We start from the raw sequence: 20,082 nt of genomic DNA on the forward strand, positions 1-20,082 counted from the left end.
AATGTATTATGAAACGCTTATCAATTTTAATTGCAGGATTTTTGCTTGTATTTATATGCTCCCTAGCCGTTAGCGCCCAAGATATAGGTAACATCGGTAAACAAAAACCCATCACAATAAATGGCTCAATAGGATTGGGTTTCGGTACCTATAACGTTAACGGAATACCAGCAAGGCAAAGAGCATTTTCTTATATTTTTAATGGCGCACCATCACTTTCTTTGTACGGTGTGTCTTTTCCTTTTACAGTTGTAGTTAGCGATCAGCAGAGAAGCTACACCCAGCCATTTAACCAATACGGCATTAGCCCAACCTATAAATGGGCAACCGTCCATGCAGGTTGGCGCAGTTTGGAGTTTTCTCCATTTACCTTGGCAGGGCATAATTTTTTGGGTGGAGGAGTTGAGTTAAATCCAGGCAAACTACGTTTCGGTTTTATTTATGGCAGATTTAACAAGGCCATTGAAGAAGATTTGAATCAGCCTTTAGCTTTAGCGCAACAACCTGCATATAAACGTACTGCCTACAGCGTTAAACTTGGCTTAGGAACAGACCGAAACCACTTTGATATTATCTTTTTAAATGGTAAAGATGATATTAATTCATTAGCCATTAAGCCGACTTCGATTCTTTTAACACCATCAGAAAATATGGTATTGGGTTTCTCCTCCAAGTTCAGTTTTTTAAAACGCTTTGTTTTTGATATGGATTTTTCAGGGAGTATTTTCACCAGAAATGTGCTCTCGGATACCGTTGAAAATATTCAGCTAGATAGAATAAGTTTTATAAAGAAATTAGTGACTCTTAACTCGTCTACCCAATTACTCACAGCAGCACAAACCAGCTTAGGCTATAATGCAAACTTTTATAGTGTAAAACTGAAGTATCGAAGAGTTGATCCCGATTATAAAAGTATGGGTGCTTATTACTTTGAAACTGATGTGCAAAATTATACGGTAGAAACTGCCTTTAGATTATTTAAAAATCAATTGCAGGTTGGCGGTAGTTTCGGTTTGCAGAACGATAACCTGTTGCGAGATAAGTCTTTTCGCTCTAACCGAAAAATCGGTTCAGCCAATATCTCCTTCAATAAACCTGCCTACGGGATTGATTTACGGTATACCAATTTTGGTATTACGCAAGATCGCGGCTTAAACCCAGTTTTGGATGTACTTCGAATTGCCAGAACGAACCATAATCTGAGCTCTGTTTTTCGATACAATATCAATCGCGAAGCGGTAGCTCACGGATTTATTTTGGTTGCCAATATTCAATCGCTGGTTGATCTTAATGAGTTTACTGCCCCAAACAGCAAATCGGATAGTAAAACGCTTAATTTTTCCTACCAGTTTGGCTTACCGAAAAAATCTTTTGGTGCCAATGCCAATATTAATTATACCATTGCAAATGTTGCCTTTGGTAAATCCATTTTTTATGGACCAACCTTGGGCTTGTCCAAAAGTATCGATAAAGGTAAGGTAGGCTTAAACCTGTCGGCAAGTTATCAGCTTCAGCGAAATAACGATTTGGATGCCGGAACCGTTTTTAATACCAATTTAAATGGTTCATACCGTTTGGGCAAACGCGATGCTGCCAATATTTCGCTCAACTATTTAAAAAGTAATTCAAAAGATATTACACTGCCAACATTTAATGAGTTACGTACAAATGTTGGTTTAGTACACTCATTTTAACACTCAAGCTATGATCAATTTTAGACGATTTCTTAAGTTTTCCAAAGGAATATTCATATTAATATTAGGGCTGATGTTATCATTCTGTGCTAAAGATGCAGATGCTCAATCGGTAAATGTGAATGTTACTATTGTACCGCCATACTCTCCATACTACGCTGATTATTCAGGCTCAAATGCATCAAAAGTATTATTGATCGTTCAGAATTTAACTTCTACAGCGAGAAGTATAAAATTAACGGGCCAGCTTGAGGGTGATAATGGGATCAAAATCACCACAAAATCCAATTATGTTCCTTTACAACCTATTACTTTAAATCCAAATGAAACCAAGCAGTTAAACGGGTTGGCATTAAAGGATATTTTCGACTTAAATACCTTAAATGTTTATGGAATAGATAAAAGCAGGTTAATTTATACCTCCAGATTGCCTGAAGGAAATTATACCTTTTGTATTCAGGCGGTTGACATTCAAAGCAATCAAGTGCTTTCATCTGCTGCTCCATTAGGCTGTACAACCATTTCAATAGCTTACCCAGACGCACCGGTATTGGTTGGTCCGAGTGTTAATGAGTCGGTTCCGGCAATCAAACCTCAATCAGTTGTTTTCAATTGGATTAATCCTGGTTTTACACCTGTTGGGACACAATATCTTTTGCAGATTGCAGAAATGCCATTGGTTAAGTCTGATCCTAATCAGATTTTAAACGCAACATCATTTCCATTGATCAATAAAAATATAATTACCACTTCATATACTTTAAATCCATCTGATCAGCCATTGGTAGTTGGAAAAACTTATGCCTGGCGGGTTCAGGCAATAGACCCATCAGGAAAAACAATTTTTAAAAATGATGGTAAAAGCGGCGCTAACGTTTTTACGTTTGGAACGGTTGCACAAGTAGAACAAGCTACAATAAAAAACATTGAAATTCTGCTTCCAAACCCATCAAATTTTGGTAAGCCTATTGCTGTGAATAATAAATTCCCACTTTACATCCGTTGGAAACTCATTAACAGAGATGAAGATAAAACTTCGGAAAAAGCTATTGATTATGGTTATGTTGATGGTATAAATAAGCCTGATGACAAGACGCTTAGGTACAACATAGAAATTAAAGATAAAATTAAGAATACCATTGTAGCCAGTCAAAATGGGTTTGATAGTTTCTCATTTACTGATTTAGGTAGTGGAACTTTCGTAGATAAGCGTTCGTATGAATTTAAAATTAAAGCCTACCGCAAGAAAGGTGTGGGAGAGCTTGACCTTCCGGCTGGTTTTCAATCAAATGCTTTTTCAAAAAGTTTGATGTTGTCATATAATGAATTGGCTGGCGAAAGTGTGACAGGTAGTTTCATTTATCAAAAAATCGCCGATACGCTTGCGAAACCAGTAATATTAACCTTAAAAGGAAAAGTACAATACCATTTCGAAAATGATCAAACCTATCCTATATATGGTACCATAAGGTTAAATAAGTTTTTTAAAACGGTTGATCAATCTGGCAAAACCATTAAAGATAATATTAGTGTTGCCAGCGTTAATCCCCAAGAGCCATCATCTTATTTAGTAAAAACCAGTAGCGATGGTAGGTTTACCGCAAAAGTTACCGAAACCGTAAAGGCTTTATCAGGGAATTTAGTAGCTTATTATACAATTGATTTTCCAACTAATAATTATTACGGAGAACCAGATCGTACTGTTGAACTAAATGGAACCGGACAAGAATTTAACGTGGGAGATTTTACTTCGCTGGTTAAATCCTATCAGTTAAATTTACATATCACTAAGGCTTACATTCAAAAAGCCTACATGCAGAAAGAAACTAAAGATGTGGTTCGCGTTCGCGAAGCATTAAATGATTTGCAGGTAACCATTTACCGTTTAAGTAAGGATGGAGGAATCCCGATATATGAAGGGCAAGGATTGCCATCTAACAAATCAACCCTTTATAGGAAATTAGGTAGCATTACTGGGCAGGTGCCAGAGATGGTTTATAAAACATCAACAGATTTAACCAAAATAAACGCTAGTGCCACATTACCTGAAGCCGTAGTAAGTTTTGCCAAACTAATTTGTAAAGGGAATACCGATGATACCTATTATATTAATGTTTTGGACCCTAAAACTAAAGCCGTTATTATAGATGAGCCATTTGCATTTCAGAATACGATATTGATCCCTGGCAAAAAATCAAACAAAAATTACGATAGTTTCAAAGCCGTAGGAACAGCAAGTTTTGAAGTAGAAAAAACCTTGAATTGGACAACTGAGCAAGCACCTATTGCCAACATTAAGGGCCGATTATTATATAGATATTCTGACGGAGTTGGCGGCGCCATGCCAATGCAAAATGCCAAAGTGCATTTGGAACCGTTTTTGGTTTTTACAGAACAAGCCGGTGGAAAATCTTATGCGTTGCCTACCAGCATTCTGAATAATCAATTTGTAGGTATCCAAGTTAGTGGGGTAAATGCAAATGGATCGGATAGAAGTACTAAAGAAGATGCAAAATTTTATGAATACGTAGATAACGTTAAAAAAAGCCTTAAACCGACTACCACCACGAGTGATGGCTCATTTAATTTTGTCGATATTCCAATATGGGATTCTGTAACGGTTTCTAAAAATTTGTTTTCATTTGTTGTAAAGGCTCCACCAATACCAACACCGCCACAAACAAACCCGGCAGCAACGACATTGAAAGATATTTGGCAATCGCAATTTACCGGGATGGGCGATGCAAACGCATTAAAAAATCAATTTATAAACCAGGTAATGGCTGATGCCACAAATCCACTTTTGGATCCGTTTACGCAAAGCCCTGTAAAAGATGCGCTTTCGCAGATGGGGAATGGTATTACAACAATGGCCGGAGGCAAAGTAATCACGGCAGTTAGTACTGTTACTACCGGCGGATTATCAAACTCTTACGATGTAAGTTCATCAGTTAAAGTTAAACAAGTGCAGGCTAAAAAGTTTACGCTTTTAAATGGTGCATTCGGTTTTTATGATGATAATGAATTATTGGCCAGTAGAGCTTCAGGACCAGCGCCTCTTTTGCCAGATTATACCGTTGTGAAATCATTTAATGTTGGCTCTAACGGTCCGTGTACTTTAAAAATGGTTTACCGTTTAGTGGTAGATGATATGGATTTGTTTTGCAGCCCGGATAATAACATCGAGATAAACCCGCTACAAACCTTAGATGTGGGTTCGCTGTATGCTTTTGTGCGATCGGCAAAAGTTAACATCAGCCTTTATAAAAAAGAAAAATACGATAAGAAGTTAGGTTTGGATAATGAACATATCACGAGTGTTCCTATCGAACTCCGCAGATCGAACCACAGTGGATTATTGGCAGAAGGTAGAAAATTTAACAACGTTTTGTTTGAGGAAAAGCTGCCTACCGATCCAAACCTGGTAGATTATGGCTCGAGCAAAAAAGGAGGCTTGACCTTTAATCACGTACTGCAAAGTAGAGGTTATACTTTCGTGCCGATTTTTAAGGATGAAGCCAATATTGCGAGCTCATACAAGCCAAATACTACAAATTTTTACCTACACGATGCTGATATTGATCCAACAGTGTTCTTAGGAAAAACATTTCTCTTTAATAATGAATTTGTAGAACCAACTTTTAATCAAGATACTCAACTTGAACGCGATAATCCAATTGTTGCCGGGAGGTTAATAAACAGCATTAGTGGCGAAGGGATTGGTGCAAATAAAGAAAAAGTTACCGCGAGAATTAACGTGGGCGGAATATTCTACTTTCTTCCAATTGATAGTTACGGGTATTTTAGTTTCAAATCGGTGGCGCTAATAGGAATAACAGCAAAAATTTCAATTCAAATTGATGGCTATGTTACCCACGATTCAACCGGTAAAGAATCACCAAAGGAAAAATGGTATTATGAGATTAACAATATGCAGCTTGGGCAAAAGGTTTTCAATAATTTATACTATAAACCTTCAGCATCTGTTACCGGCCATATCGTAAATGCCAAAGGAGAGCCCATACCTGCGCTATATAAAATCACCGGTAGCAGTTTCATTCAAGAAACAGAATCGGAATGTGTAACCAAAAAAATTGGTAATAATTCTGGCTCTACTGGAACAACTACTTTTGGAGGAGTTAAAGTTAATACCACCTTTACAAATACCTTTATCAGCGATTGTAAACAAACCTTCAATGCTTACATCGCCCCAAATAAGTCGGCCTACATTGAAATTATTCCAAATGATTTAAAATATTTTAACGAAACCAAAAGCATCGCCGTTTCATCAAAAGGAAATACCGAGATGGGTGCAATAGTTTTGACCACAAGAGAGCACAGAATCAAATTTGTAGTCACCAATTCTTCGGGCGAACCTGTGCCAAATGCCAATATTAAATTACTGGAATACACTTATGTTACAGATAGTAAAGGTATTGTGTATGTTAATTTTATGAATATTGCAGAGAAGAATTTTGTAGTAAAAATTGTTCCTCCTGCCTCTTCAGGTTATATTGGCAAAGAGTTCTCGCTAACAAATTTAGAAACGCCTTATTTTAAGGAGGAAAAAATTATTCTTGATAAAGGCTTTACCATTTCGGGAGTCGTAACCGTTAATAAATTAAAGTTACCTAATGCAACAGTTTATGTTGATAATGGCATTGGCGCATCTACTATTCAAACCACTACTAAACCGGATGGTTCTTATGAATTAAAAGGCTTAGCTGGATATGGCACTAAAATAAAATTGACTGCTTACGGACCGGAAATTAACGATGGTACCATTATCGGTCAAACGATTACGCTTGCGGCATCTCAATTAAAAGCCGATTTTGATTTAACTAAGGTTGATTTTGAAGGAGATAAGTTGTTGGGTTATCATGTTAACCTTACAGAAGCTAGCGCTATGGCATCTGGAAACTACAAACTGTCGGGAGATCTAGATGTAAAACAAACCAGTAGTGATTTTAAGTTGGCAGATGAAAGTAAGAAAATCATTTTTAATAAGGTTGAAGTTAAAATCACTGCAGATGCATCGGGTAAAAAAATAGCGGTTCCGGTAGGCGATATTTTACTAGATGCAAAACAATTAAAAACAAGATTTAGACAAAGTTATTATGCTGATGTGTTGGCTAATGGCAGCCAAATACTGGTAAAAAAGGTAACGGATAACACAGGTACATTCCAGGCAAAAGTTAAAATAACGGATAACTCTTTTAACTATCCAAGCAGCTTTTTAAAATTTGATAATACAAGCTTTTATTTTGCAACGAAAAAAAACGGGGTATTGAATAACACCATTAATTTACTTGCCACTGGATCTCCAAACGCCACCACGCCTAAATACTATTTTTCTGAAGCCAACGGAGGTGATATTAAATTTAAACTTTTGGAATTTGATGCGCACACCTCAGCAGATTCAACTTACTTTATTGATGGCAAAATTAGGTTATTACCAACCATTACGGCTACAAAAGTAAGTACGCTTGGCGACGTAATTACCTTAAAACTTCCTGAATTGAAAATTGATCAGAATAGTGTCGGAACGATTTCAAGCGCATCACCATTGAATTTAACCATGGAGAAATGGACGATTACCATCCCACAATGGAAGTTTTCTACCGATGAAGGAGGTATTGTAGCATTAGCGAGCAGCAATAACATGATCAAAACTGGAGTGTTAAATATCCCTTTCAAAAAATTTAGGCTCCGCAACGATGCTCTCTTGATTAGTGAAGTAAACGTGAAGAAATTAAGCTTAGGTGGCATTGTTGATGTAAATGTTGCTGCGGATGTTGAGCCAACTTTTGGTCTCGATCCAAAAATAGGTGATGACTTAAAAGCACATTACATATTAAGAATGTTGGGGAAAAATGGTAAGGAAGCCGGTAGCATTCAGCCTTTGCCAGGAATTCCACAAGGTATTGGTATTACCGCGGCTACTTTAGTGAGTTCTGGAGAACAATATGTCGATTTCTCGCCAAACTCAAAATCAGTAACTGCCTTTAATCAAATTGATTTTAAACCCATAATGATTGAATCATCACAAAATGATTTTACAATACTTGGGGATGTGAATTTAAAAATACCAAGGTTACAGAAATTTTATGGCGGCTTTAAATACAGCAAAGTTAATGGCAAACTAGAATCGAAACCTGCATTTGAAGAAGTTAAATTTGATATTGGCAAAGGCTACGTAGTGTTCAATTCCAAAACGGCAGATTTTACTGATAAATTTGGAAACAAGATTAGCACTGCTAAAACCTTGGCAGATAATGTGATCAATTTATATGGAACAGTTTATGAACCAAACCAGTTGCCAGAAATTCCGGTGCTGCTTAACAAAACGGGTGATAATATTTCCATTAAAATGGTTAACACGTCTACTGATTTACCAAAGATTGCATTCGGATCAAACACCAATTTAATTATCTCGAGCGCAAGCACATCGGTTAAAAATAACGATTGGGATTATTTAAGTTTTACCGGTTCGCTAAAACAGAAAGACAATACACCAATTAAAGGTTTTGCTGATCCAAACCCGCTAACTTTTAAAGTCTTTGGCGAAGTTGCTTACGATTCTGGTACCATTAAAGTAAGCGGGGCAAATACACCATTTGGCAAAATGAATATGGTTTTCGATTGGCCCGAAAAACGTATTCTTGGTAACCTGCAAATGGAAAAGGTTGACATTGGCGCTGCAAGTGCATCCGGCGAAGCCGAAATAATGATTGATAAAAATGGTTTTTACACATTTATAGCGGCAAGCGTAACTGTTCCGGTTCCGATAATAAGCCCATTTAAGGCAGGGTTTTTAGTTGGAAATTACAGTTCACTCCCTCAAAATGTAGTGGATAGGGTAACCCAGTTTAATCACCATAAATTACCCGATTGCGGGAAATTTGATTTAACGGGATTCATTGTAGCCGGGCGTAAAGATTTATTTGAACCTTACAAACTGAAAATAGATTTACCTCCGGTAATCCCTCTGGTTTCTATTGGTTTAGTAGCCGAATGCGGTGTAGATGCACTCTTACAAATGAATTTTGCTAATGTGCCTAATTTTACACTTCAAGCTGGCGCATTCGGTTCAGTGAGGGTTTCAATGGCTTCTATTACGGGCACTAGCGCATCAGGTGGGATAGAAGTTGATTTAACCGCAAGGCTGAAATATGCGCTAAAAGAACAAGCAAAGTTTGATTTCTGTAATAGCGTAAAATTAAATTACGAGGTAAAACAAAGCATTTTTGGACTGGCTGATATCAGTAAAAGTGGTTCTATTGCGATGGCTGCGAGGGGTAGCCTGGCTGTAGGTGGCGGTCAAAGCACTAACATATCGTTTAATCTGACATCAGATACTTGTGCTGACAATAATAAGTGCCAAACCAATAAATAAATTTTAAAAGAGATCATATGAAAAAGCTCATCGTCCTTTTTACAACAGTAAGTTTATTTTTTGCTTGGAATGCAAATGCCCAGAGTGTGAGCAGTGCAGCTGCTGGAAACTTCATCGATCTCGGTAAAGAAATTCCAAGGTCGACATATTTTAAAATCAGCAGGAAATCGCCAAGAGAAGACTGGAAGGAATTATCAACATTGCATTTTGAACAAGATTCGGCCCTTTTTCTGGCCGATTTGAATACTGCAGCCCGCCATTACGAAGTTTTCAGTATGCCTGATAAAAGATTATTTCCTCGAATTTGGGATATGATTTCTAGAGCCGTCACTTTAGATTCTGTTGCATTTTATGGCTATACACCGGCATACCGGGAAGCTTTAAAAACGGCATATTATGATGATTCTGCCCTGCCGAATATCAAATACGAATATAAAATTACCAACATTACCGTCAGCGGACAACGAACCCTTAGCGAAAAAATAATTTCAGGTAGTTTTCCAGCGGTTAGAAAACCAGACTTTTTTTTAAGTACAATGCATATCGAACCATTTAACGATAAAATGGTGCTGAAATACTTTTCTCAAAACACAAATATGCCTGCTGGGATAAAAGTTTTTCGCAGCACTTATATGCAAACAAAATTTCAACCAGTTGGTAGCTTAACCGGATCAGTTCGCCAAGGTGATACTCTGGTTTTCCTTAGTGTTGATACACTACTAGAGAAAGGGAAAACCTATCAGTATTTTGCTGTACCATTTGATGAACTTGGAAATGAAGGGTTAACCTCTGACACGGTAAGAGTTGCAAACATTGCTCACAATAATGCCCCAAGTTTTAACAAAATTAACACGGTAAGTTTAGAAAAAGAAAATGCGATAAAATTGAGTTGGCAATTGGATGGAACACCAAATATGAATGCGATTTACATTTATCGAGCGGACAGTTACGATAGTGCAGACTATAAATTGATCGGATCTGCTTCACCACAAGACACCATTTTCTTTGATAAAAAAATACATCCGGTAAAAAATTATTTTTACATGTTAGTGCCCGTTACACAATATGGAAATGGTTATCCAAGCGCCCGCATAAAGGGAATGCTAAAAGCCAATAAAAAAGCGCTTGCTCCAGCAACAATAGATGCTGTTCAAAATAATGGTAAAATTCACCTTAGCTGGACAAGGCCCGAGTTTTATACAAGAGGTTATTATGTGTACAGAGGCAGTGAATTAGATACTTTAACCCAAATAACAGACTTAATTTTAAGTGATAGTTTGACTGTTACTTTTGATGATGTTTTGCCTAACGGATATAAAGGAAAAACTTTAACGTATGGCGTAAAAGCTGTAAATACCTCGTATGATATCAGCCCCTTATCCGCGATTATTAATGTTGTTTCCCCAAGCGTTATTTCTGTAGCAACACCTATAAATGTTATGGCAAAACGGTTGGGCAACAACGTGTTAATTTATTGGAACAATAAAGTTGATGAAACCATTTTAGGATTCAATCTTTGGCGCAAAATTGTCGGAGAAGAAAAATTCGCAAAAATGAGTACAGACCCTTTAATCTCAGCAACCAATAGTTTTATAGACAGTACAGCTAATGCTAGCACAAGCTATGAATATGCATTACAAGCCATTGGAAATAACTATGCTAGCGATTTAAAGGTAAATGCAACCATCAATGCGCTAAAGTTCAAAGTTTTACCTGTTTATAATCTTAACTCAAATGAAATAGACGGTAAAATTTCCATTTCGTGGGATAAAACAATGCAAGAGGGTATAACGGGTTATAGAGTGTATAGAATTGATAACAAAAATAAAATTTTATTAGGCGATGTAGGTAAGGATACTACAAGATTTGAAGATGCTAAACCCAACAAAGATGCCTTGAATACTTATGCTATTACTGTGGTTCAAAATGAAATAGAAAGTGCCCTAAGCGATTATATTAGTTTGAGGATTAAATAAATGCTTACTTTGAAAGTGGTACGTAATCCATCGGGACCATATCTGCCACTTTCTCGTAAGCCCAAAATCCCTCATATAAAAGCGCTCTGGAATCATGAATACCACCATTCTCGTAAAATCGTACACCTGGGCCTGTTAAGTTTGCAACTGATATTTCATTTTCTGGAACATCTAATGGTCTGAAAATCCAAAAACCGGTATTGGAATAAGCCAGCGATTCTTTTTCTTTTGTATACTGAATAATTAGGGCATCGGTATAACTAAGGTATTTCATGTTTTCATTAAAATCATGCACTAAAGTATCGGGCAAAACATCGCCTCTTGAAAACTTATCAATGGTTCGGGGCATTGCCTGTTGCTTGGTCCAGAAGTTAAGCAAGGCAGTATCAATTTTGCCAGCAGTTTTTCTTATGCCTGTTTTTCCTGGAAGGGTTTTTATCTTCTCAAGTGTACTATTAATCACGTATTCTGGATACCGATTTGGGTTGGGAATTTTAATCATTTTGTTAATGATAAACCCTTCTTCCTTACTTTTTCCAGCATACAGCGATCTGAAAAAATGTTGAGAGGAACCATAATACGCGGTTTCACGAGCAGCAATATATTTTTTCTTTTTTGCTGCCGAAGCTTTTAGCTCTTCGAAAAATGGGTGGCCAGAATAATAAATGATGTGCGTTCTGGAGTTATACTCAAAATGATCAAGCATATACTTTAGTCGATAGCCGAGCGCCTTGTTTTCAACTATAAGAAACTCAGTTGTGGTTACTGTTAAAGTACTTTTAGTAATGTCAAAATCTACATTAAGTACCTGGGGGTTTAGTATTTTGCACTGAAGCGCATTTGGCGATTTGCCAATAAAAAACTCTTTAAACTGGTTGATATATTTTTGACGATTTGGATCTGCCCGAACAACCACTTCGTCTAATTGTGCTACATTTTCTTTTAAAACCAGATCAACAACCACTGATTTATCCGAAATAATAACGCTTTTGGAGTAGGGGAGATAACCCACAATCTGAACAAGCAGATCATAACTGCCGGGCTTCAAGTTTGGGAGTTTAAATTTCCCGTCATTATCTGCTACAGTTGCAATTTTATAACCACTTAGATAAATACTTGCCCCAGGCAATCCATCTTTATTATCTCTAACAATTCCGCTAATGGTAAATGTATTTTGAGCAATGGCACAGGTACCAATAAAAATGAAAAATAACGATGCCAACAGGCTTTTAATCATGAGAGCGAATGTAACCAAAAGCCGTAATATTACGAATTCAGAAAATTATTTTAAAATTTTAACATTAGTTTAGCGCTTATTCATTGGGATATAATCCATCGGAACACTATCAGCAATTTTTTCCCAAGCCCAATAACCAGAATATAACATCGATCGAGGATTGTAAACTCCTCCATTCTCATAAAAATAAACAGGAGCCACCTGTAAATCGATTGTCGAAATCTGATAGTTTGGCATGTCTAAAGGTCTGGAAATAGATTGTCCAAGGCGATCTGTAAAAAGTGGGCTTTCGGTATCTTTTGTATAAATTACATAAAGCTTATCGGTGAAATTGACGGCCTTAATGTTCGCATTAAAGGTTTTAACGAGTGTGTCTTGCAAAATCGGAGCCCGATTTAAAATGGAAATTCCTTTACTTAATTTTTTTTTGTTCATCCAATAGTTCAAAGAATCATCCTTACTACCACCAATGACAATTTTGCCCGTTATGCTCATTTGCATTTTAGTTAAACGTTTCAAATTGGCATTGATTAAACTATCCGAAGGTCTGTCTGGGTTAACTTTTGTGATTATTTTGTTGATGATGAATCCTTCCTCCGTTGCTTTATTTTGATAAAGAGATTTAAAGAAGTGCTGCGGTGAACCCAAATAAGCAGCTAAACGTTTCTTTGTCCAAATCTTTTGTTTTCTTTCCGAACCTTTCAAATCTTCATAATATGGAAAGCCCTCATAGTAGATCACCCTTGTTTTACTATCCCATTCAAACTGTTTAATTAAATACTTAATGTTATAGCCTAAAGCCTTGTTTTCTATAATCAAAAATTCATTGGTTTTTACGCTAAGCCGATTTAACTCCTTATCGTAATCAATAAGCAACACATTCGGATTCATTATTTTACAATCAGCAGCGTTTTCTGTTGTGCCGATAAAAAAATCACGAAACATGCCTATATAGTAAGTTCGGTTTGGATCTGGTTTAATCGTTACCTCTGATAATTGGGTAATGCTTTCTTCTAAAAAGACATCCAACTTTATAGGCTTATCCGATATAATTACATTTTTACTTACGGCTTTATAACCAATTAACTGAAATAAAATATCATAATTACCCGGTTTAAGTGGTAACTGATATTCCCCATTATTATCAGCAACCGTAGCGATCTTGTAGCCGCTCACAAAAATTCCGGTACCAGGTAAGGCTTCACCACGTTTATCTTTTATGGAGCCAGATAATGTAAATTGTTGGGCAGAGCAGAAATGAATGGTGAAAAATAGGAGGAATAAAAGTGAAGCTGATCTCATAAATATAAATATCAACTAAGTTAATAGTTAATTTGGATTAATGCGAATTTTGCAATGCAGCCACTGAAATTTTATGTGCTCTTTTTCCGAATTAATCTTCACTTGGCAACCTCCGAGGAGATGAATCTATCCCAAAAGTTCCTTTGCATTCTCAATTGCCGATGCGCCTGGGGTTTTACCACTTAACATTTCCGCTATAACCGCTACTCTTTCTTCCTGTTTTAGTTTACGAATGCCAGTGGTGGTTTTTCCTCCAGCTTCATTTTTATGCACAAAATAGTGAGATTTACCTTTGGCCGCAATTTGCGGTAGGTGAGTAATAGAAATTACCTGCATATTTCCTCCAAGGGCTGATATTACTTCGCCCACCTTTAGTGCCGTTTCTCCGGAAATTCCCGTATCAATTTCATCAAAAATTATGGTCGGTAATGAAGTATGTTGAGCAAGCAAAGCTTTAATGGCCAGCATCAACCTTGATAATTCTCCTCCAGATGCTACTTTATTTACCGGAGCAGGGGCTTGACCAGCATTTGCAGAAAATAGTAAGGAGATTTCGTCGAGGCCATCTTTGCCTAATTCTATTTGTTGTTGTTGCTTTAAAACCAATTTGGCATTCGGCATACCCACTTTTTTCAAAGTATTGCTCGTTTGATCTTCAACTGTTCTAATTGCCTTTTTTCTGTTTGAACTCAGCTGATTTGCCTGCTTCGTAAGATCAATTTTAAGCTGCTCAATTTCCTTTTGAAGTTTTTCAATGTTTTCATCAGAACTTAACAACTGATTTAAATTATTTTCTAATTGGCTTTGAATAGCCAATAACTCATTATTGTTAGTTACGCGATGTTTTTGCTGCAAAGAATAAAATGAATCTAGTCGTTGATTGATGATTTCTAAACGATCAGCGCTGTGTACAGTGTTTTCTTCCAAGCTCGAAACTTCATCTGCAATGTCTTTAATTTCGATTATTGATGATTTTAAACGCTCGAAAAGTATATTGATAGCGGGATCGAACTTTTCTATACTTTGTAGCTGCAGCTGGGCTTCCTTTAATATCTGCATTGCCGAAGGTTCACTTTCATTTAGTAAAGCACTGGAATTGAGTAAAGCCCTTTTTATCGTTTCGGCATGGGTAAGTTTCTCCAGCTCTAGTTCTAAATCTTCTTGCTCGCCTTCTTTTAAGTTAGCTTGCTCTAACTCGTTAAACAAAAACTGTTCGTAATCTTGTTTGCTTCGGGCCTCGTCAGCATCACTAATTAATTTTTTTAAACGGCTGCTATCTTGCTTTAATTTTTTAAAATGATTTCGGTATTCAAATAATAAAGCTTTATGATTAGCCAACGAATCTACAATGAGCAATTGAAAATCGGCATCATTAATTTCTTGGGTAGCATGTTGTGAATGAATATCGATTAACTTTTCGCCAATTTGCTTCAAAATGGACAGGTTAACTGGTGTATCATTTATAAACGACCTTGTTTTTCCATCAATCGAAATCTCTCTCCTTAAAATGGTCTCATTAGAAAAGTCTAAGTCGTTTTCTTCAAAAATTTCTCTCAAGAGTTCATCAGCCAATGCAAAAACACCTTCAATAACGCATTTTTTATCTTGGTTAAAAAAGTATTTGCTCTCTGCCCGCTGACCCAGTATCAATGACAGCGCACCTAGAATGATCGATTTACCAGCACCTGTTTCACCAGTGATAATATTTAAACCTTTATCAAATTCGATATCCAAACTATCGATTAATGCGTAATTACGAATAGAAAGTTTTTGTAGCATACTGAGTACGAAATTAAAAAAAGTTATTTTAACAAATGCCTAAAAACAAAAACGGCGAAGAATAATCTTCGCCGTTTAATATTTGCATGTTTGGTTTAGTTCTCTTTTCTTTCCTTACGCTCTGCCTTTTCCATTTTTTCTTTAAGCTCTTTTACTTCATTGTCGAATTTTTGCTTCAATTTTTGATACTCTCTTGTTTGTTTAACCTTATTAGTATTATTACTTGAGTTTTGATTCATATAAATCGATGTTCCATCCATTCCAAATGCAATATTGTCATTCATATTGATAAATAATGAGTCTGAATTAATTCTTGCTAGCTCAGCTAATTTAGTACGATCAATCCCTTTTAAGCTTTTAATCCGAGCATGATCGAGTTGTGCCCTAAACTCAGGATTGTTCATTTTAGCAATCATATCGTCACTTAGCTTTCTCCATTTAGCTTGTGCCTCTGGAGAGTTATATTCTTTTGCGATATCTTCACCGAATTTCTTCCATTTTGCCTGTGCCTCCGGCGAGTTGTACTGTTTGGCTACATCTTCACCAAATTTTTTCCATTTCGCTTGCGCCTCTGGCGAATTGAATTTTTTATAAAGTTTAGCTTGAAACAATGAATCTTTAAATCCAAATCCGGAATCAATGTTCATCCTAAAAACCCTATTTCCTGAGAAAACTTCATCCTTATAAAAATCTCTCCTTAAACTGTCCGGCATTTCTTTTACGGAGTTATATTCCGTTTTTTTACCATTGGCATCTATCGTTACTATCTTAATCTTGCGCTTCTTAGTCGTATCAAGGCAAACAATAGTTTTTAAATTTTTCCGATCATGAGAAGTAGCAATCATTTGTTGCCTAACCATGGTTTTATTTACCTTTTTCGTTGTTGCAGGATTAATCCATGCGATAGAAAATAAGCATGCCACCCCTAAAGTTAGCGCAGCCATCTGCTGTTTGACATTTAAATAATTCGTTTTCATATTCGTGATTCTTTTTATACGTTGATATAAATTTTGTGTCTTTCCGGTTGCTGCTAAAGCATAAGCCGGACTGCTTTTATCTTTTAAAAGTTCTAACTTAAGTAATGCATGAGCATAATTTAGAGGCTTCCCAGTCAGCTTCAATACCAGATCATCGCAAGCATGTTCGCGTTCGATATGGATAAATCTCCCCGCCATCCACACAAAGGGATTGTAGAACAACAACGTTTCGATTCCAGTTTTAATTAGGTTAAGTAAGTAATCATTTCTTCTGATATGGGATAATTCATGGATAAGAATAGCCTCAACCTGATCATTATCCAACTGATTTACCAGTGCCACCGGAAATAAAACTACCGGCTTTAAATAGCCAATTACTAACGGAACATTCACAATTGACGACAGCTGGAATTTGACCGCTTTATTAATTTGAAGTTTCAGGGTAACTTCGTCAAATATTATTTTCCAACTTACAGGGATAGCGCTTAAGCTATCTTTCTTAAATTTAGCAAGCTGGTGATAACCTTTGCTAATTACAAAAAGTTGTAAAAAGATTCCGATAATGTAGAAAGCCGCAACCATAGGGAAGTACTGCTCTGCCTTGCTACTAAAGCTGAGAGGGAGGTTATTGAAATATTGGTGAAGCTGTACTGCTTCAACATTACTGATGATTGCTTCTTTCGGAGTATTAAATGTGATCTTGCTCAAAAAATTGTACACAAAGCCGGTGAACATTAATACGATAGACCCGAAAGCCAAATTATGTTTATATCTTGCAGCCATTTTTGGCACACTTAGTAGGATGATAAACAAAACTCCGTAAATAAGGGCGCTTTGCCAGAGCGAATTTAAAATGCTCCAGCCAAATGCTTTGATAAATTGTTGTAATAAAGTTTCCATAATGGTGGTTTTATTTCTTATTGATTTTTTGCTGATAAATTTTAGGGATCTAAACCCTAAACCGTCCCCTTCAACTTTGCCTTACTTAAGGCCATCTAAATATTTTTTAATTTCATCAAGCTCATCGGCGCTAGCGCTGTGGTTACCTAAAGCCTGCATGACTAACCGAGCTGCCGAACCATTAAATACATTATCAATCATCTTGCTCACCATTTGTTTCTCAGTTTTATCTTTGCTCACAATAGCTTTGTAGATGTGCGTCTTTTGGTTGGTATCCCTTTCTACCAGGCCTTTCTCATGCATAATTTGCATTAATTTCAAAGTGGTGGTATAACCAGAATCTTTTTTATTCAAAGCCTCATATACCTCTCTTACTGTAGCCAAGCCTTTTTGCCAAAGTACTTGTAAAATTTCCATTTCGCCTTCTGTGGGTTTGATGTTGCTATGCGTCATATGTTACCGTTCTACGAATTATTTCGTAATCGAATGTACGAAGATATTCGTATATTCAAAATATTTTAATATTTTTTTTTAGAATAGGGGAATAACCGGAAAGCTAGAAGCCTCTCCTGGAGATAAGACGCAGGCAAGTTTAAAGTGTTGCATCTTTAGTTAAAATTCGATCAAGAACACAATGCTGATGTGCACCAAAGCTTGTACAAATATTACTCAACTAAAGATTTGAGAAGATGAAAAAAGTATTAATTTTTTTTCAAGCCTTCGTATTTACCAATATTTGCTGGATCTATTTCAGCAAGCATGTTATAAGCCTTCATACGTTCTTGGGTATTCAACTTTGATAATACATTGGTCACTTCTTCAGCTTTAGAAGCAAAATAAACGTTTGGAAAGATGGATCCCAACTTCTGTTTATCCATTTGCTGTAAAGCTGGTAGTGCAGAGACAATCTGTGTTAAGCCTTTATCGTTATCTGTAAGTTGATCTAAACCATTTAAGTGATAGGTATAAATAAAGGCTCTCAATTCGCTGAAAACTGGATTCAATACGTTTTCATTAAACCAAAAACGATTACGCAACCCATCTGCCGCCTTCCATCCGGTATTACCTGATGCTTGAGCAAGATTGATAATATTCTGTGCTTTTTTGAAGTAGTTATTGCCTCCCATTCTTGCAAAGCTGTCTTTATCTAAACCGATAATAGTATAGGCATAATAGGAGAGAAGTGCACTAATGTTAGAGATATAATTCTGATCGGAAAAATCAATCGTAGAGCCATCATTGTAACTGAAATCAAAATTTTTGTCACTCATGTTCAATAAAGTACTGTTATACGAGCTGTTGAAAACCGGTCTGCTACTTTGAATTTGTGCCTCGGCTATGTATCCAGAACCACCGTCCCAAGAGTTAATTGTAATTACGAAGCTACAATCAATTCGTTCTTGTGGTTTATAACTTTCGCTACTAAATTTATTATTGTTTAAAAAATCACGAATTGTTCTTTGCAACGCTTCCAGGGTGGGCTTACTCATATTTGAAACCTGAGGAGCCAAAACTGTTACTCTCGCATTTAGTTCTTGTGCTTGCACTTTCCCCAAACCCATCAATAGCAATATCCAAACAATTTTTTTTATCATCTTGAAATCTTTAAAATAGCAGCACAAATGTCTTTAGCTACATCTGTTTTCGACTTCATTTCGTAAACAGATCGCTCTAATGCTTTGTTAAAAATAGTAATTTTATTCGTATCCGATTTAAATCCTGCACCTTTATCATTTAAGGAATTTAGAACCACTAAATCTAGATTTTTCTTTTCCAACTTACCTTTAGCATAGTTTTCTTCATCATTGGTTTCCAATGCAAATCCAACTAAAATCTGACTGTCTTTTTTGTTCTTTCCTAAAGTCGCCAAAATATCAACGGTCTTTTCCAGTTCTAAAGTCAATTCAGATTCTTGCTTTTTAATTTTTTGGGTAGCAACCACTTTTGGACGATAATCTGCAACAGCTGCACACATCACTATAATATCCATAGCTGGAGAAATTGACATACAGGCGTTCAGCATTTCTTCTGCACTTACTACATCCAGCCTTTTTAAATCTGTTGATGATATTTGTGCGGTTGGTCCGGCAACTAGTGTTACTTCGGCGCCGAGGTTCGTCAATTCATCAGCCAAAGCAAAACCCATCTTTCCCGACGAATGGTTCCCGATAAATCTAACAGGGTCAATAGCTTCATAAGTTGGGCCGGCGGTAACCATTACTTTTTTACCATGTAAAGGCTGCAAGGCTTTAATCGATTCATCAAGAAAAGAAATAATCTCCTCCGGTTCCGCCATTCTTCCCTCACCGTGAAGTCCACTGGCTAATTCGCCACTACTAGGAGAAATAACCGTATTGCCAAAGCTATAAATTTTTAAAATGTTGGTTTGTGTACTTTCATGTTTCCACATATCTAAATCCATTGCAGGTGCAACATAAACATCACATTTTGCAGAAAGATATACGGCAGTTAGCAAATTATCACAAATACCTGAAGCAAGTTTAGCCAGCGTATTCGCACTAATCGGTGCAATAATAATTAAATCGGCCCATAAACCAAGTTCAACATGGTTGCTCCAAACACCGGTTTCCTCTTCGAAGTATCGGGTATAAACAGGATTTTTAGAAAGCGTAGCAAGGGTAAGTGGCGTAATGAAATTTGCGCCATCGGGGGTCAGGATAACCTTAACGTTTGCACCAGCTTTAATCAGTAATCGAACCAGAATAGCCGACTTATAAGCTGCAATGCTGCCGCAAACGCCAAGGATAATATTTTTATTTTTTAGCATGAACTGTTTGGCATAAAGCTAGACTTAGAGCAC

Annotated in this window: 10 protein-coding genes; 3 read left to right on the forward strand and 7 right to left on the reverse strand. The window is 36.6% G+C overall.

The genetic code is table 11. From position 1 onward, the window contains the following. Positions 1 to 8: 8 nt before the first annotated feature. The 3 genes from ACZZZK_RS19185 to ACZZZK_RS19195 all read left to right on the forward strand — a co-directional run bounded on the left by ACZZZK_RS19185 (position 9) and on the right by ACZZZK_RS19195 (position 11,066). Positions 9 to 1,694 carry a TonB-dependent receptor gene (locus ACZZZK_RS19185; RefSeq protein ID WP_463485529.1) on the forward strand — a complete coding sequence of 562 codons (1,686 nt, stop codon included), beginning with the start codon at positions 9 to 11 and terminating at the stop codon, positions 1,692 to 1,694. Between the two features lie 73 nt (positions 1,695 to 1,767). After that, positions 1,768 to 9,090: a hypothetical protein gene (locus ACZZZK_RS19190; RefSeq protein ID WP_463485530.1), complete on the forward strand. Its 7,323-nt coding sequence runs from the start codon at positions 1,768 to 1,770 to the stop codon at positions 9,088 to 9,090. Positions 9,091 to 9,107: 17 nt separating this feature from the next. Then, a complete protein-coding gene (locus tag ACZZZK_RS19195; RefSeq protein WP_463485531.1) occupies positions 9,108 to 11,066 on the forward strand; it encodes a fibronectin type III domain-containing protein in 1,959 nt (652 codons plus the stop codon). Between the two features lie 4 nt (positions 11,067 to 11,070). Here the strand turns inward: ACZZZK_RS19195 and ACZZZK_RS19200 are convergent, their stop codons facing one another. From ACZZZK_RS19200 to coaBC, 7 genes are all read right to left on the reverse strand, one after another. Beyond that, entirely contained in the window at positions 11,071 to 12,303 is a 1,233-nt protein-coding gene (locus ACZZZK_RS19200) for a carboxypeptidase-like regulatory domain-containing protein (protein ID WP_463485532.1), read from the reverse strand. 69 nt (positions 12,304 to 12,372) lie between these two features. Next, positions 12,373 to 13,605 carry a carboxypeptidase-like regulatory domain-containing protein gene (locus ACZZZK_RS19205; protein WP_463485533.1) on the reverse strand — a complete coding sequence of 411 codons (1,233 nt, stop codon included), beginning with the start codon at positions 13,603 to 13,605 and terminating at the stop codon, positions 12,373 to 12,375. A gap of 126 nt (positions 13,606 to 13,731) precedes the next feature. Further along, the gene (recN, locus tag ACZZZK_RS19210; protein ID WP_463485534.1) at positions 13,732 to 15,384 is read right to left on the reverse strand and encodes a DNA repair protein RecN; all 1,653 of its coding nucleotides are present in this window, start codon (positions 15,382 to 15,384) and stop codon (positions 13,732 to 13,734) included. A gap of 95 nt (positions 15,385 to 15,479) precedes the next feature. Continuing rightward, a complete protein-coding gene (locus tag ACZZZK_RS19215) occupies positions 15,480 to 17,261 on the reverse strand; it encodes a M56 family metallopeptidase (protein WP_463485535.1) in 1,782 nt (593 codons plus the stop codon). 81 nt (positions 17,262 to 17,342) lie between these two features. Then, positions 17,343 to 17,714 carry a BlaI/MecI/CopY family transcriptional regulator gene (locus tag ACZZZK_RS19220; protein WP_463485536.1) on the reverse strand — a complete coding sequence of 124 codons (372 nt, stop codon included), beginning with the start codon at positions 17,712 to 17,714 and terminating at the stop codon, positions 17,343 to 17,345. A gap of 248 nt (positions 17,715 to 17,962) precedes the next feature. Then, a complete protein-coding gene (gene porD / locus ACZZZK_RS19225; protein WP_463485537.1) occupies positions 17,963 to 18,856 on the reverse strand; it encodes a type IX secretion system protein PorD in 894 nt (297 codons plus the stop codon). Continuing rightward, a complete protein-coding gene (gene coaBC, locus ACZZZK_RS19230) occupies positions 18,853 to 20,049 on the reverse strand; it encodes a bifunctional phosphopantothenoylcysteine decarboxylase/phosphopantothenate--cysteine ligase CoaBC (protein ID WP_463485538.1) in 1,197 nt (398 codons plus the stop codon). Before coaBC ends, porD begins: the two co-directional genes overlap by 4 nt. Positions 20,050 to 20,082 lie beyond the last annotated feature (33 nt).

It is taken from the genome of Pedobacter sp. AC163 (assembly GCF_979258665.1).